A 14,347-nucleotide genomic window follows, 5' to 3' on the forward strand; every position below is an offset into this window, starting at 1 on the left:
AGGGGACATTTGACGGCTTGTAGACCAGATATCCCAATCTGTGCCCCGACGTATGCACCGTCCCGCGTTCGGGGCCCGGACGGCGGACGCCTCCGCCGCTCCGGACGCCGACCGCAACCGGTCCACCGCGCCTCTTGATGTGCCCCCGTCACCTGTGTGGAATAGGTCCGGACCAATGCCGTCGAGTGGAAGGCAGCACCGTGCGACGGACCCCGCACCTGTCCACCCCCCTGACCCTGCTCACCGCCCTGGCCGTCGCCGCGCTCGGCGGCTGCGCGTGGGGCGGCGGCGAGGGCAAGGACACCAAGCCGCCCGCCGCGCCCCGGGGACTGACCGTGCAGGCGGGCAGCGCCACCACCGCCCACGTCATGTGGAACCAGGCCACCGACAACACCGCCGTGACCGGGTACGAGGTGTACCGCGACGCCAAGAAGGTCAAGCAAGTGCCGGGCGGACAGCACATGGTGGACGTCGTCGGCCTGGAGCCGAGCACCACGTACGCCTTCACCGTGCGGGCCCGCGACGCCGAGGGGAACGTCAGCGAGGACAGCAGAAAGCTCACCGTGACGACACCCAAGTCATCCGTGGCCGACCACAAGGCACCGTCGCGGCCCGGACGACTCAGGGGCGAGGCGGCGGGGAGCCGGGCGGCCCAGCTCTCCTGGGGGAAGTCGTCGGACGACCAGAAGGTGGCCTCGTACGAGATCTACCAGGGCACCTCGAAGATCCACAGCGTCGGCGGGGCGCAGACGGCGACGCTGGTCACCGGTCTGCGGCCGGGCACCACGTACGTCTTCACGGTCAAGGCGCGCGACGCGGCCGACAACTTCTCACCCGCGAGCGAGAAGGTCAGGATCACCACGGCGGCGGGCAAGGACAGCGGGCGCGCCACCGCGCCGTCCGGCTTCCGCGCGACGACGCACCGCGCCGACGGGGCGTACTACATCGATCTGTCCTGGACACCGCCGGACACGGGCGGCGCGGTGACGGAGTATCAGATCCAGCTGGACGGCCGCGCGGCCACCGCGCTCGTCTTCGGCGGCACGGCGCCGCGCGACAAAGCCGAGCACAGCTTCTACATCGGCGAGAAGGCCGGGGAGCGGCACCGGATACGGATCCGCCCCAAGCTCCCCGACGGGACGTGGGGCGGCTACTCCGCCGAGCGGACGGTCATCACCGGGCGCTCCTGAGACCCGCGATGCGAGGCGTGAAGGGGCCAGGCAGCCGCGGCCCCTTCAGCGCCGCCCTCGCGCCGCCGCCGACCGCGCGGTGAGCAGGTCTGCGGCGCGCCGGCACCAGTCGCGCGACTCGCGCTCGAAGGCCAGGCCGCGCAGACAGGTCAGATAGGGGCCGACGCGCTCCCCGGTGCGCAGGAAGTCGTCCTCGTCGGCGCCGCCGCGCAGCTTGACCAGGAGTTTCTCCAGCACCTCGATCTTCGCGTCGGCGATCGCGGCCCGCTCCGTGAGCTGCTCGATCACCGGCGCGGCGGCGACGCCGTCGACGGCCTGCACCTTCACCAGGAGGTCGTCGCGGATGAACGACGGTTTGGCGGCGCGGGCCGCGAACCGCTCCATCTCGGCGAGGCCCTCGCCGGTGACCCGGAACAGCCGCTTGTTCGGGCGGCCCTCCTGGACGACCTCGCGCCCGGCGACCAGGCCCTCCGCCTCCAGCTTGGCCAGCTCGGCGTAGAGCTGCTGCGGCAGGGCGTGCCAGAAGTTGGCCACGCCGATGTCGAAGCCCTTGGCCAGCTGGTAGCCGCTGTACTCGCCGTCGAGCAGCGCGGCGAGCACCGCGTGTCGCAGAGCCATCGTCCGGTTCCCCTTCCCTTTCGCCGTCCCACACCCCCATCATAGTCATCGATCTGACTACTCAGATTGATGACTATGGAGGATCCATGACGCACCCCACCGCCGCCCGCTTCCGTGCCGTCGTCGAGAAGGGCGACCTCGACGCGCTGGAGGAGCTGTTCACGCCGGACATCCGCTTCTACAGCCCGGTGAAGTTCACGCCCTTCGAGGGGCGGCCGATGGTGCTCGGCCTGTTCGGCGTGCTCCTGCGGACCTTCGAGGACTTCCGGTACGTGGGGTCGTTCGCCGGGGAGTCTCGGACGAGCTCCGACGGCAGCGAGGCGGAATCGGCCGTCCTGCTCTTCCGCACGACGGTGGCGGGCAAGGAGATCCACGGCATCGACCTGCTGCACTTCGACGACGAGGGCCTGATCAAGGAGTTCACCGTGATGGTGCGCCCGCAGTCCGCGGTCCAGGCGCTCGGGCAGGCCGTGTACGCGGGGCTCGTCGCCGACGGGCTTGCCCCGGCGCCCGAGGCGGGCTAGCCCCCCGGCGGGCCGTGACGCCCGGTCAGCTCTCCGCCGTACGAAGGATTTCGTCACCTGCCCGGAGGCCGTCCGCATGCGGACCGCGCCGACGGCACGTTGGCTCTTCCTCAGGTAGCACGGGCGTTCCCCAATCCTCGGCGGCGCATGGGTTGTACCGCCTCCCGTGTCACCGGAGGGCAGACTCATGCGTACCACTCAGATATTCGTCCGCTCCGGCCTGATCGTCGCCGCCGCCGCGCTTCCGCTGACCACGGCCGCTCCCGCGTCCGCGGGCGGCGGCATCACCGTGACGGCCACCGGCTCCACCGTGCAGGTCACGGGGGCCTGCACGGGTGGCACGGCCTCGTTGATGGGCGGCAACAACGCCAGCTTCGCCGGCGGCCAACAGGTGCAGATCAGCAACGGCGGCGGTGCCTGGCACAACGTGAGTCCAGGTTCCTACACCGTGCTGGTGAGCTGTCCGGACGGCAGCAACGCCGGACCTCAGACCGTCACCGTCGGCAGCACGCCGACGACCTCCTCGACCACCGCGCCCGCGCGCGGTGTCCGCGGCGGACTCGGGGGCGGTACGGAGGACCGGGGCACGCTCACGCTCGTCACCGGCGGGGCCCTGGTGGCCGCGGCGGCGACCGGCGGATTCTGGTACCTGCGGCGCCGGAGCGCCGGCCACCGGGCCTGACCGAGGGCCACGGACACGACACCCGCACCACCGGCTGCCGCCCACCCGATCTCGCTCCGGGTGGGCGGCGGTCGCACGTCCGCGGTGCGGGACCGGCACCGCCCGCCCGGCCAGGGGCACTCTTGCCCGCCCCGGTGAACGGACTTACCGTCCTCCCAGCCGACAGGGAGGGCGCGCTCATGCCACGACCGCTCAGCGTTCAGCTCTACACCGTGCGCGATCAGCTCGCCGCCGACTGGCAGGGGACGGTGCGCCGACTGGCCGGACTCGGCTACGGCGCGGTCGAGCCGTACGACGTGCTCTGCGACCCCAAGGGCCACCGCCTGATCCTCGACGACCTGGGTCTCAGCGTGTCCGGCGCGCACGCCGCGCAGCTGCTCGCGCCGGATCCGGGCCCCGCCCTCGACGCCGTGGCCACCCTCGGGACCGACCTCGCGATCGTCCCCGCCGGTCTGCCGCCCGAGGACTTCACCACGCGCGAGGGCCTGGCGCGGGCCGCCGACCGTCTCAACTCCCTGGTGGAACCGGCCCGTCGGCACGGTGTCCGGGTCGGCTACCACAACCACTGGTGGGAGATCGAGCCCCGCTTCGGTGTGAACGGCTCCCCGGACGACGGGGGCGGGGACGACGGAGGCGGGAACGACGGGGGCGACGCCGGATCCGGCACCCGCCACGCCGTCGAGCTCCTCGCCGAACTGCTCGACCCCGCCGTGTTCCTGGAGATCGACACCTACTGGGCGGCGGTCGGCGGCGCCGACGTACCCGCGCTGCTGCGCAGGCTCGGCGACCGGGTGGTCGCGCTGCACCTCAAGGACGGTCCTGGCACGAAGGAGGACCCCAACGTCGCCGTCGGCGAAGGCACCATGGGCGTGCCGGAGATCGTCGCGGCCGCGCCGCGGGCCCTGCGCGTCGTCGAGTTCGACGCCTGCGCGGGCACGGCGGACGACCTCCTCGACGCGCTCGCCGCGAGCCGTGCGTACCTGACCTCCTTGGCGGCGGCATGAGTTCGGGCCCGGTCGGCACGGCCGTCATAGGCGCCGGGGTCATCAGCGCCCAGTACCTGCGCACGCTCAGCGGCTTCCCCGACGTCGAGGTGGTGGCCGTCGCCGATCTCGACGAGGCGCGGGCGGAGGCCGCGGCCCGTGCCCACGGCGTCCCGGTGTGGGGCAGTCCCGAGACGGTGCTCGCGCTCCCCGAGGTCGAACTCGTCGTCAACCTCACCGTGCCCGCCGCGCACGCGCAGGTGGCGACGGCGGCGCTGCGCGCGGGCAAGCACGTCTACGGCGAGAAGCCCATCACCCTCGTCCCCGCCGAGGCGGAGAAGCTCCTCGCGGAGGCGTCGGAGCGGGGGCTGCGGGTGGGCAACGCGCCGGACACCTTCCTCGGCGCGGGCCTCCAGTCGGCGCTGCGGGCCGTGGCGGCCGGGCACATCGGCGCGCCCGTGGCGGCGACCACCGTGACACAGAGCCTCGGCCCCGAGGGCTGGCATCCCGACCCGGCGTTCTTCTACCAGCCGGGCGCGGGCCCCTTGTTCGACCTCGGCCCCTACTATCTGACGTCGCTGGTCGCCCTGTTCGGCAGCGTGTCACGGGTGGGGGCGGTCGCGGCACGCGCGCGCCAGGAACGCTCCGTCGGCTCGGGGCCGAAGGCCGGGCAGGTGTTCCCGGTGGACGTGCCGACCCACGTCAGCGCGCTCGTCGAGTTCGCGTCAGGGGTGCGGGCCAACTCGACGTTCAGCTTCGACTCGGCGCTCCCCCGCATCGGCTTCGAGATCACCGGGACCGACGCCACCCTCGCCGTGCCCGACCCGAACACCTTCGGCGGCCCGCTCAAGCTGCTGCCCAACGGCTCCGGGGACTGGCGCGAACTGCCCGTCCACGGCCGCCTCGACGGGCGCGGCATCGGCGTGGTCGACATGGCGCGGGCGCTGCGCGGCGGCACCCCGCACCGGGCGTCCGGCGCGCTCGCGCTGCACGTCCTCCAGACGATGACGGCGATCACGCGCTCGGCGGACCGCGCCGAGTTCGCCCCGCTCGCCACCCAGCTCGTGCCGCCGGAGCCACTGCCCGTGGAGTGGGACCCCCGGGAGGCGACCCTGAGCTAGCCGCAGCGCCAGGGTCCTTCTGACGGAGATCGGCCAGAAGGACGGACCCTAGGGCGCCTCCAGCTCCTCGATCGTCCGCTCCAGCCACTGCGTCCAGAACGTCTCCAGGTCGATTCCCGCGCGCAGGACCACGTGCCGCAGGCGGTCCTCGACGGCGTCCTTGCCGGGCGGGAAGTCGCGCCGCTCGATCTCCTCGTACTCGGCCAACTGCTGGCGGTGCAGGCCGAGATGGCGGTGCAGATCCGCCTGGACGCCGTCCGTGCCGACGACCGCGGCGGCGCGCAGGCGCAGCAGGAGCGTGTCGCGCAGCGGCTTGGGGTCCTGGCTCGCCGCGGTCCAGCGGGCCAGCTCGTCGCGGCCCGCCGGCAGGACCTCGTACTCCTTCTTCTGCCCGCGCGTCGCGCCCTGCCGGGGCAGGGCGCGAATGGCCCCCTCGCGCTCCAGGCGGCCCAGCTCGCGGTAGATCTGCTGGTGCGTGGCCGACCAGAAGTAGCCGATGGACTTGTCGAACCTGCGGGTCAGTTCGAGCCCGGACGACGGCTTCTCGAGGAGCGCGGTGAGGATGGCGTGCGGGAGTGACATGGCGCCAATCCTAGGGACAGGGTGCCTCAGAGGGCGGCGGCGAGCTCCGTGCCCTGCTTGATGGCCCGCTTGGCGTCCAGCTCGGCCGCCACGTCCGCGCCCCCGATGAGATGCACGCTGCGGCCGGACGCGAGCAGCTCCTCGTACAGGCCGCGGCGCGGTTCCTGCCCGGTGCAGAGCACGACGGTGTCGACGGGGATGACCGAGGACTGCCCGTCGACGGTGACGTGCAGGCCCGCGTCGTCGATCAGGTCGTAGCTCGCGCCCGCCACCATCGTGACGCCCCGGTGGCGCAGTTCGGTGCGGTGGATCCACCCCGTCGTCTTGCCGAGGCCCTGGCCGACCTTGGAGGTCTTGCGCTGGAGGAGGTGCACGCTGCGCGGCGGTGCGGGCCGCTCGGGCTTCGCCAGGCCGCCGCGCTCGCGGAAGTCCATGTCGACGCCCCACTGCCGGAAGTACGTCGCCGGGTCGAGGCTGGCCTTCTCGCCGCCGTCGGTGAGGAACTCGGCGACGTCGAAGCCGATGCCGCCCGCGCCGAGGATCGCGACGCGCTCACCGACGGGTGCTTCGTCGCGCAGTACGTCGAGGTAGCCGACGACGCTGGGGTGGTCGACGCCCGGGATCTCCGGGACGCGCGGCGAGACCCCGGTGGCGACGACCACATCGTCGTACGCGGCTTCGGCGAGTTCGTCGGCGGTGACGACGGTGTTCAACCGGACGTCCACGCCGCGCAGTTCGAGCTGGGTGCGGTAGTAGCGCAGGGTCTCGTCGAACTCCTGCTTGCCGGGAACCTTGCGGGCCACGTTGAGCTGGCCGCCGATCTCGGCGGCGGCGTCGAAGAGGGTGACGTCGTGGCCGCGCTCGGCGGCGGAGACGGCGAAGGCGAGTCCGGCAGGGCCCGCGCCGACGACGGCGACGCTCTTCCTGGCGCGCGTCGGGGAGAGGATCAGTTCGGTCTCGTGGCAGGCGCGCGGGTTGACCAGGCAGGAGGTGATCTGGAGGTTGAAGGTGTGGTCCAGGCAGGCCTGGTTGCAGCCGATGCAGGTGTTGATGGCATCGGCCTGCTCGGCCCGCGCCTTGGCCACGAAGTCCGGGTCGGCGAGCAGCGGGCGGGCCAGCGACACCATGTCGGCGGCACCGTCGGCGAGCAACTCCTCGGCGATCTCCGGGGTGTTGATGCGGTTGACGGCGACGAGCGGCACGGCGACCTCGCCCATCAGCTTCTTGGTCACGAAGCTGTAGGCGGCCCGCGGCACCGAGGTGGCGATGGTGGGGATGCGCGCCTCGTGCCAGCCGATGCCGGTGTTGATGATGGTGGCGCCCGCGGCCTCGATCTCCTTGGCGAGGTGGACGACCTCGTCGAGGGTGGAGCCGCCGGGGACCAGGTCCAGCATGGAGAGCCGGTAGATGATGATGAAGTCCGCGCCGACGCGCTCGCGGATGCGGCGGACGATCTCGACGGGGAAGCGGATGCGGTTCTCGTAGGAGCCGCCCCAGCGGTCGGTGCGCTGGTTGGTGGGCGCCGCGATGAACTCGTTGATCAAGTAGCCCTCGGAGCCCATGACTTCGACGCCGTCGTAGCCCGCGCTCTTGGCGAGTTCGGCGGCGCGCACGAAGTCCTCGACGGTCTGCTCGACCTCGTCGTCCTCCAGGGCGCGCGGCACGAAGGGGCTGATCGGCGCCTGGAGCGCGCTCGGCGCGACGAGCTTGTCGTGGTAGGCGTACCGCCCGAAGTGAAGGATCTGCATGGCGATCCGGCCGCCCTCGGCGTGCACGGCGGCGGTGATGGCCCGGTGCTCCTCGGCCTCCGCCTCCGTGGTGAGCTTGGCGCCGCCGTCCCAGGGACGGCCGAGCTCGTTCGGGGCGATGCCGCCGGTGACGATGAGGCCGACGCCGCCGCGCGCGCGGGTCGCGTAGAACTCCGCCATCCGCTCGAAGCCGTTCGGCGCCTCTTCGAGGCCGACGTGCATGGAGCCCATCAGGACCCGGTTGGGCAGGGTCGTGAAGCCCAGGTCGAGCGGGTTCAGCAGGTTCGGGTAACGGCTCATGCGGCCCCTCCGTACGCGGTGTCTACGGAACAGTTCTAGACGACCCGAGCCCCCTTGTGCAACTAGTTGCATAAAGACGGCGGCCTGAGTGCCATGTCCGAATCCCGCCAGCCGAGCCCTCGCGCGAGAGCCAGACTGGAGCCAGCAACCGAACGTTTGAGGAGAGTCCGATGACCGTCTACACGACGATCGACAGCCCGCTGGGCGAGCTGCTCCTGGTGGGCGAGGCCTCGGCCACCGCCAAGGGCGGCACCGCTCTCGCCTCGCTGTCCATGCCGGACCAGAAGGGCGGGGCCGTCGTGCGGGACGGCTGGCTCCGCGACGACGAGGCGTTCCAGGCGATCGCCGACCAGCTGCGCGCGTACTTCGCCGGGAGCCTGACCCACTTCGACATCGAGTACGTCGCGGGGGCGGGCACCGACTTCCAGCGCAAGGTCTGGTCGGCCGTCGACGCCGTGCCCTACGGCACCACGACCACCTACGGGCGGCTCGCCGAGCAGCTCGGCCTCTCCCGCGCCGCCGTCCGCGCCCTCGGCACCGCCATCGGCCGCAACCCGCTGCTCGTGGTGCGCCCCTGCCACCGGGTGATCGGCGCCGACGGCTCCCTCACCGGCTACGCGGCGGGTCTGGAGCGCAAGAAGCACCTCCTCGACCTGGAGACGGCGTGATCACCAAAGCCAGTCGGGCGTCCGCCGCAGTCGACGCCGCGGACTGGACCGCGCTCGCCGCCGAGCTGGACACACACGGCTGCGCGCTCACGCCCCGGCTCCTCACCACGGAGCAGTGCCGCGCCCTCGCCGATCTCTACGACGACGAGGCGCGGTTCCGCTCCACGGTCGACATGGCGAGGCACCGCTTCGGATCCGGTCAGTACCGCTACTTCACCGAGGAACTGCCGCCCGTGGTGGCCGAGTTGCGGGCCGCGCTCTATCCGCGACTCCTGACGGTGGCGCGCGACTGGGCCGCCCGCCTCGGCCGCCCCGCCCCCTGGCCCGACTCCCTGGAGGAGTGGCTGGAGATGTGCCGCGCGGCCGGCCAGACCAAGTCCTCGCAGATCCTGCTCCGCTACGAGGAGGGCGACTGGAACGCCCTGCACCGTGATCTCTTCGGTGATCTGGTCTTCCCGCTCCAGGTCGTCGTCGGCCTGGACGAACAGGGCGTGGACTACACGGGCGGCGAGTTCCTGCTCGTCGAACAGCGGCCGCGCGCCCAGTCCCGTGGCACCTCCACGGTCCTGCGCCAGGGCCACGGCCTGGTGTTCACCACCCGCGACCGCCCCGTCCGCTCCGCGCGCGGCTGGTCGGCGGGCCCGGTGCGGCACGGCGTGAGCACCGTGCGCTCGGGTCTGCGCAGGTCACTGGGGATCGTCTTCCACAACGCCTGAGTCACCCGGGGGACCGCCGTCGACGAGCCCGCTGACACGCAGGGTGATGTTCAGCCGTCCGGTGAGCCCGAGACCGGGCGGCGCGGTACCCGGCAGGACGCGCGGCACCCCGTGGTACGCCAGCCGCGAAGCCCCGCCGAACACCACCAGGTCCCCGCTGCGCAGCTCGACGTCCGTGTACGGCTTGGTCCGCGTCAGCGGATTGCCGAAGCGGAACACACAGGTGTCGCCGAGGCTCAAGGACACCACCGGGGCGCCGGACTTCTCGTCGCCGTCCCGGTGCATGCCCATGCGGGCGTCGCCGTCGTATAAATTGATGAGCGCGATGTCGTAGTCGTACGTGTACTCGTCGCCGTACGGGTCGCCGTGCGCGTCACCGCTCCCGGCACCCGTGCTCCCGGCCGCCGCCCGCGCCGCCCCCACCGCCGTACGGCCGAGCGCGGCGAGCCACTCCGGCAGCGGCTTCACCGGCGCGCCGTCGCCGTCGACCGCGCTGCGCGCGTACCCGTAGGGGAACCAGTGCCAGCCGAGCCCGACCTGGCGCGCCGTCATCGTCCCGCCGCCGGGCGTGCGCACCACGCGGAGACCGGCGGGCGGCCGCGCCCACCCGCGACAGGCCTCGACGAGCTCGCGCTGCGCCTCGCTCCCCAGCCAGTCCGGCACGTGCACCGCACCGGGACCGAGCGCGCGGGCGTCGCGCGGGAACAGCTCCTCACCCATCGGCGTGGGCCTCCTCGCGGCTGTGCTGCCAGTAGGTGACCTCGGCGTCGAGCTCTTCGTACGGCGTCTTGCCGGGCAGCGCGACGGTCACGGGGCGCCCTGTCGTGCGGCGCCCCGCGGCGTCGGCGGCGAAAGCGAGCGAGACGGTGTCGACGGTGACGAAGTCGTCGGGCTCCCAGGCCATGAGGATGCCCGCGTACGCGGACTCGCCGGGACCGAGGACCGCCGGCGTGCGCGGCGCGGTGCCACGGGCGGGATCGACGGCCGACGAGGAGTCCCCGGCCGTCAGCCGGGGCGCCCCGAAGGCCGCGCAGGGCGCGCCGCTCGTGTTGGTGGCGGTCAGCATCAGATCGCCCCCGGGGTCGTCCGCGACGCTCGCCTTCGTGCCGACTCCGGTGCAGGCGCGGACCCCTGTGGCCCGGTCCGTGCTCCTGGGCGTCGGGGAGGGCGAGGTCACCGGCGGCGGCACCTCGGACGGAGCGCGCGCCGCGTCATCGGTCCCCGCGCCCTCGTTCCCCGCTCCGCCGGACGACCCGCAGGCCGTCGCGGTGAGCGCGGCCGCCGCCAGGGCCAGGCCCACGGCCAGGCCCCGTCCCGCACCGGGCATCGTCCCCATCGCTGGTGTCCCCCTTCGCGCCGCTCCCGGCACATGATCGACGATTGCCCTCCTCACGGTGCCACAGGGGGCCGGAGCGGGCGGCCCTTCGGGCGCGGGAGGGCGTCAGTAGGGCCACGCCCAGTCGGCCACCTCGGGCAGGTCGGTGCCGTGCTCGCGGATCCAGGAGTGGTGGCGGGTGCGCGCGTCGGTCATGGCCTGGCGCACCCCGGTGGCCCGCACGGCGAGCCCGGGGACGCGGTCGACGACGTCCATCACGAGCCGGTAGCGGTCGAGGTCGTTGCGGACCACCATGTCGAACGGCGTGGTCGTGGTGCCCGCTTCCTTGTAGCCGCGCACGTGCAGCTGCTCGTGGCCGCCGCGCCGGTACGCGAGCCGGTGGATCAGCCACGGGTAGCCGTGGTAGGCGAAGATCACCGGCTTGTCGCGGGTGAAGAGGGCGTCGTACGCGGAGTCCGGCATGCCGTGCGGGTGTTCCTCGCGCGGCATCAGACGGGCGATGTCGACGACGTTGACCACCCGGACCGCGAGCTCGGGCAGGTGTTCGCGCAGCAGCGCGGCGGCCGCGAGGGTCTCCTGCGTGGGCACGTCCCCCGCGCAGGCCAGGACCACGTCGGGGTCCCGCGTGCCGTCCTCCGTACCTGCCCACTCCCACACCCCGGCCCCGCGTGCACAGTGTGCGCGGGCCTCGTCCAGGGAGAGCCAGTCGAAGCAGGGCTGCTTGCCCGCCACGATCACGTTCACGTAGTCCCGCGAGCCGAGGGCGTGTTCGGCCACGGAGAGCAGGGTGTTGGCGTCCGGCGGCAGATACACGCGTACGACGTCGGGGCTCTTGTTGAGGACGTGGTCGACGAAGCCGGGGTCCTGGTGCGAGAAGCCGTTGTGGTCCTGGCGCCAGACGTGCGAGGTCAGCAGGTAGTTGAGGGAGGGCACCGGGGCGCGCCAGGGCAGCGAGCGCGCGGTCTTGAGCCACTTGATGTGCTGGTTGACCATCGAGTCGACGATGTGCACGAACGCCTCGTAGCAGGAGAACAGGCCATGCCTGCCGGTGAGGGTGTAGCCCTCCAGCCAGCCCTGACAGAGGTGTTCGGAGAGGACCTCCATGACGCGGCCCTGGCGCGACAGGTGCTCGTCGGTGTCCAGGGTCTGTGCCTGCCACGCCTTGCCGGTCACTTCGTAGAGCGCGCCGAGACGGTTGGAGGCGGTCTCGTCCGGGCCCACGACGCGGAAGTCGCGCCGCCCGGCGGTGTCGGTCATGATCCGGGCGAGCAGCCCGCCGAGCACCCGGGTCGGCTCGTGCAGGGTCGTGCCCGGCTTGTCGACGGTGACGGCGAACTCCTCCAGCGGGCGCAGCGGCAGCGCGCGGGTCAGCACACCGCCGTCGGCGTGCGGGCTCGCGCCGAGCCGGTGGGAGCCCTCGGGGACGCAGGACAGCACGTCGTCGGCGGGCCGCCCCTCGGCGTCGAAGAGCTCGTCGGGGCGGTAGGAGCGCAGCCACGCCTCCAACTGCCGCAGGTGTTCCGGGTTCTCCCGTACGCCGGAGAGCGGGACCTGGTGCGAGCGCCAGGTGCCCTCGACGGGCTCGCCGTCCACCTGCCCCGGCCCGGTCCAGCCCTTGGGTGTGCGCAGCACGATCACCGGCCAGCGGGCCCTGCCGTCGTGCCCGCCTGCGGCGCGGGCGTCGCGCTGGATCCGGGCGATGCGATCGAGGGCCCGGTCCATGGTCTTGGCCAGATCACGGTGCACCTGGCGCGGGTCGTCGCCGGAGACGTGGAGCGGTTCGTGGCCGTATCCCTTGAGCAGCGCGTCTAGTTCGGCCTGGGGGAGCCGGGCGAGGACGGTCGGGTTGGCGATCTTGTAGCCGTTGAGGTGGAGGATCGGCAGCACGGCGCCGTCGTGGACGGGGTCGAGGAACTTGTTGGAGTGCCAGGAGGTGGCGAGTGGCCCGGTCTCCGCCTCGCCGTCGCCGATCACGCAGGCGACGAGGAGGCCGGGGTTGTCGAAGGCGGCTCCGTAGGCGTGCGCGAGGGAGTAGCCGAGTTCGCCGCCCTCGTGGATCGAGCCGGGGGTCTCGGGGGCCACGTGGCTGGGCACGCCGCCGGGGAAGGAGAACTGGCGGAACAGCTTCGCCATGCCCTCCGCGTCCCGGGTGACGTCCGGATAGATCCGGCTGTAGGAGCCCTCCAGCCAGGAGTTGGCGAGCACGGCGGGCCCGCCGTGCCCCGGGCCCCAGACGCACAGCGCCCGCAGGCCGCGCTCGATGATGACGCGGTTGAGGTGGGTGTGGACGAGGTTGAGGCCCGGCGACGTCCCCCAGTGTCCGAGCAGGCGCGGCTTGATGTGTTCGGGCCGCAGTGGCTCGGTCAGCAGGGGGTTGCTCATCAGGTAGATCTGGCCGACGGCGAGATAGTTGGCGGCTCGCCAGTGGGCGTCCAGGGCGGCCAGGCGGTCCTTCACCACGGGTTCTCCTCGGGACGACGGGAGCGGCGACTGCGCGGGACGCGCCCGCCGGAGTCACCGCTGCCGCGGGCGCACGGGCGCGGGTGCCCCCCGGCCGCCCGGTCAGTCCGGCACCGCGCCGCCGCGGACCACGCCCCTGGGACCCACCCTGCTCCCTCGGCCCGCGCCCGTCACCCGGGTCCTTCGGCCGTCACCGTCCGTCGCGCTCGCCCTTCACCGCCCGCAGCACCACGAACTTCGGGTCGCTGGCCATGACGCGCGCGTTCCCGAAGAGCTTGCGCAGTTTCAGGTGGTAGCCCAGATGGCGGTTGCCGACGACCCACAGTTCGCCGCCGGGGCGCAGTGCGGCGCGGGCGCCGCTGAACATCCGCCACGCGGTCGCCCCGGTCGTCGCCTGGTGGCTGTGGAAGGGCGGATTGTTCAGGACCAGGTCCACGGTGCCCGGCGGCACGGCGGCGAGCGCGTCCCCGGCCAGGAACTCGGCGGTGGCGCCCTCGGCCGCGTTGGCCCGGAAGGTGGCCTCGGCGGAGGCGACGGCCTGGAAGGACTCGTCGATGAAGGTGACCGTGGCGTCGGGGTCGGCGACGAACGCGGCGGTGCCGAGCACTCCGTTTCCACAGCCGAGGTCCACGACGTGGGCCCCGGCGCGGGCGCGCGGCAGGTGCTTGAGGAAGAAGCGGGTGCCGATGTCGAGCTTCTCGGCGCAGAAGATCCCGGCGTGGTTGACGACGGTCAGGCCCGCGCCCGCCCCGGAGTCGGCGGGCAGCATGTACGTGCGCGGCCAGGGGCTCGGGCCCGCCGCCAGGGCCAGATCCGGCGTGCTGAAGATCAGCCGCGCCTTCTGCCGGGCCAGTGAGGTCTTCGTCGGCCCGACGATCCGCTCGAACAGCTCCAGGGTCGAGGTGTGGATCTCGGTGACCATGCCGGTGCCGATGACGACCGTGTCCGCGCGCAGGGCGGGCGCGATCCGGTGCAGCTGGTCCTCCAGGAGCGCGAGGCTCTTGGGTACGCGGATCAGCAGGACGTCGATGCCGGTGCCGGGCGCGGGCGGGGCGTCCCTGGTCGTCAGGAGCCGCGCGGCGTCCGGCGTGTGCCCTGCCCTGGCCAGATTGGCCAGGGTCGCCTCGCGCGCCAGGAAGGAGTCGGTGATCTGCACGGGCTCGTGCCCGGCGAGCGCGGTGGTCAGCGCGCCCCACCGGTCACCGACGACGACCACCGTCCCGGTGAGGTCGACGGCGGGCGCACCCTCCTCGCCCGCCAGGTGGCGCAGCAGATAGGCGTCGGCCGCGGACCAGGCGCGCAGCTGGTCGCGGGGGTCGGCGGGGAAGCGGGTGAGGTCGTAGTCGCCCCATGACGTGCTCAAACGGTCGTTCATCGTGCCCAAAGGCTAACGGAGCCGCCGGCCCGGCCCGTCGACTG

The 14,347-nt window shown here is 72.8% G+C and carries 14 protein-coding genes; 7 read left to right on the forward strand and 7 right to left on the reverse strand.

The features are described 5' to 3' along the window. Positions 1–200 precede the first annotated feature (200 nt). Positions 201–1,190, forward strand: coding sequence for a fibronectin type III domain-containing protein (locus tag ACIO9J_RS03825; protein ID WP_401991981.1), 990 nt, complete (start codon positions 201–203; stop codon positions 1,188–1,190). A 45-nt stretch (positions 1,191–1,235) separates the two neighbouring features. Here the strand turns inward: ACIO9J_RS03825 and ACIO9J_RS03830 are convergent, their stop codons facing one another. Then, positions 1,236–1,808 (reverse strand): PadR family transcriptional regulator, encoded by a 573-nt coding sequence (locus ACIO9J_RS03830; RefSeq protein ID WP_401991983.1) that lies wholly within the window; start codon positions 1,806–1,808, stop codon positions 1,236–1,238. Between the two features lie 86 nt (positions 1,809–1,894). On the opposite strand from ACIO9J_RS03830, the gene ACIO9J_RS03835 reads away from it, so the two are divergent. The 4 genes from ACIO9J_RS03835 to ACIO9J_RS03850 all read left to right on the forward strand — a co-directional run bounded on the left by ACIO9J_RS03835 (position 1,895) and on the right by ACIO9J_RS03850 (position 5,118). After that, the gene (locus ACIO9J_RS03835) at positions 1,895–2,332 is read left to right on the forward strand and encodes a nuclear transport factor 2 family protein (RefSeq protein WP_401991986.1); all 438 of its coding nucleotides are present in this window, start codon (positions 1,895–1,897) and stop codon (positions 2,330–2,332) included. A 187-nt stretch (positions 2,333–2,519) separates the two neighbouring features. Beyond that, the gene (locus ACIO9J_RS03840) at positions 2,520–3,014 is read left to right on the forward strand and encodes a hypothetical protein (RefSeq protein WP_401991989.1); all 495 of its coding nucleotides are present in this window, start codon (positions 2,520–2,522) and stop codon (positions 3,012–3,014) included. A 179-nt stretch (positions 3,015–3,193) separates the two neighbouring features. After that, a complete protein-coding gene (locus ACIO9J_RS03845; RefSeq protein ID WP_401991992.1) occupies positions 3,194–4,018 on the forward strand; it encodes a sugar phosphate isomerase/epimerase family protein in 825 nt (274 codons plus the stop codon). After that, on the forward strand, positions 4,015–5,118 hold the full coding sequence (locus ACIO9J_RS03850) for a Gfo/Idh/MocA family protein (RefSeq protein WP_401991995.1): 1,104 nt from the start codon (positions 4,015–4,017) through the stop codon (positions 5,116–5,118). The genes ACIO9J_RS03845 and ACIO9J_RS03850 overlap by 4 nt, the downstream gene beginning before the upstream one ends. Before the next feature lie 48 nt (positions 5,119–5,166). Here the strand turns inward: ACIO9J_RS03850 and ACIO9J_RS03855 are convergent, their stop codons facing one another. After that, positions 5,167–5,700: a PadR family transcriptional regulator gene (locus tag ACIO9J_RS03855; RefSeq protein ID WP_401991997.1), complete on the reverse strand. Its 534-nt coding sequence runs from the start codon at positions 5,698–5,700 to the stop codon at positions 5,167–5,169. Between the two features lie 26 nt (positions 5,701–5,726). Further along, positions 5,727–7,748: an FAD-dependent oxidoreductase gene (locus ACIO9J_RS03860; protein ID WP_401992000.1), complete on the reverse strand. Its 2,022-nt coding sequence runs from the start codon at positions 7,746–7,748 to the stop codon at positions 5,727–5,729. Positions 7,749–7,918: 170 nt separating this feature from the next. On the opposite strand from ACIO9J_RS03860, the gene ACIO9J_RS03865 reads away from it, so the two are divergent. Both ACIO9J_RS03865 and ACIO9J_RS03870 read left to right on the forward strand, forming a co-directional pair. Further along, complete coding sequence (locus ACIO9J_RS03865) at positions 7,919–8,416, forward strand: methylated-DNA--[protein]-cysteine S-methyltransferase (protein WP_401992003.1); 498 nt, start codon at positions 7,919–7,921, stop codon at positions 8,414–8,416. Continuing rightward, positions 8,413–9,132: a 2OG-Fe(II) oxygenase gene (locus ACIO9J_RS03870; RefSeq protein ID WP_401992006.1), complete on the forward strand. Its 720-nt coding sequence runs from the start codon at positions 8,413–8,415 to the stop codon at positions 9,130–9,132. The genes ACIO9J_RS03865 and ACIO9J_RS03870 overlap by 4 nt, the downstream gene beginning before the upstream one ends. Here ACIO9J_RS03870 and ACIO9J_RS03875 read toward each other — a convergent pair. The 4 genes from ACIO9J_RS03875 to ACIO9J_RS03890 all read right to left on the reverse strand — a co-directional run bounded on the left by ACIO9J_RS03875 (position 9,103) and on the right by ACIO9J_RS03890 (position 14,303). Then, entirely contained in the window at positions 9,103–9,852 is a 750-nt protein-coding gene (locus ACIO9J_RS03875) for an alpha-ketoglutarate-dependent dioxygenase AlkB family protein (protein WP_401992008.1), read from the reverse strand. The genes ACIO9J_RS03870 and ACIO9J_RS03875 overlap by 30 nt on opposite strands. After that, the gene (locus ACIO9J_RS03880) at positions 9,845–10,468 is read right to left on the reverse strand and encodes a DUF4232 domain-containing protein (protein WP_401992011.1); all 624 of its coding nucleotides are present in this window, start codon (positions 10,466–10,468) and stop codon (positions 9,845–9,847) included. The genes ACIO9J_RS03875 and ACIO9J_RS03880 overlap by 8 nt, the downstream gene beginning before the upstream one ends. Positions 10,469–10,573: 105 nt before the next feature. Continuing rightward, positions 10,574–12,928, reverse strand: coding sequence for a phosphoketolase (locus tag ACIO9J_RS03885; protein ID WP_401992014.1), 2,355 nt, complete (start codon positions 12,926–12,928; stop codon positions 10,574–10,576). Between the two features lie 190 nt (positions 12,929–13,118). Next, positions 13,119–14,303 (reverse strand): methyltransferase, encoded by a 1,185-nt coding sequence (locus ACIO9J_RS03890; RefSeq protein WP_401992017.1) that lies wholly within the window; start codon positions 14,301–14,303, stop codon positions 13,119–13,121. Positions 14,304–14,347 lie beyond the last annotated feature (44 nt).

Source organism: Streptomyces sp. NPDC087300 (genome assembly GCF_044744425.1).
Taxonomy (GTDB): Bacteria; Actinomycetota; Actinomycetes; order Streptomycetales; family Streptomycetaceae; genus Streptomyces.

Bases quoted from the DNA above. Each gene is read 5' to 3' on its own strand.
- ACIO9J_RS03830 (WP_401991983.1), bottom strand. From the start codon at position 1,808: ATGGCTCTGCGACACGCGGTGCTCGCCGCGCTGCTCGACGGCGAGTAC.
- ACIO9J_RS03835 (WP_401991986.1), top strand. From the start codon at position 1,895: ATGACGCACCCCACCGCCGCCCGCTTCCGTGCCGTCGTCGAGAAGGGC.
- ACIO9J_RS03840 (WP_401991989.1), top strand. From the start codon at position 2,520: ATGCGTACCACTCAGATATTCGTCCGCTCCGGCCTGATCGTCGCCGCC.
- ACIO9J_RS03845 (WP_401991992.1), top strand. From the start codon at position 3,194: ATGCCACGACCGCTCAGCGTTCAGCTCTACACCGTGCGCGATCAGCTC.
- ACIO9J_RS03850 (WP_401991995.1), top strand. From the start codon at position 4,015: ATGAGTTCGGGCCCGGTCGGCACGGCCGTCATAGGCGCCGGGGTCATC.
- ACIO9J_RS03855 (WP_401991997.1), bottom strand. From the start codon at position 5,700: ATGTCACTCCCGCACGCCATCCTCACCGCGCTCCTCGAGAAGCCGTCG.
- ACIO9J_RS03860 (WP_401992000.1), bottom strand. From the start codon at position 7,748: ATGAGCCGTTACCCGAACCTGCTGAACCCGCTCGACCTGGGCTTCACG.
- ACIO9J_RS03865 (WP_401992003.1), top strand. From the start codon at position 7,919: ATGACCGTCTACACGACGATCGACAGCCCGCTGGGCGAGCTGCTCCTG.
- ACIO9J_RS03875 (WP_401992008.1), bottom strand. From the start codon at position 9,852: ATGGGTGAGGAGCTGTTCCCGCGCGACGCCCGCGCGCTCGGTCCCGGT.
- ACIO9J_RS03880 (WP_401992011.1), bottom strand. From the start codon at position 10,468: ATGGGGACGATGCCCGGTGCGGGACGGGGCCTGGCCGTGGGCCTGGCC.
- ACIO9J_RS03890 (WP_401992017.1), bottom strand. From the start codon at position 14,303: ATGAACGACCGTTTGAGCACGTCATGGGGCGACTACGACCTCACCCGC.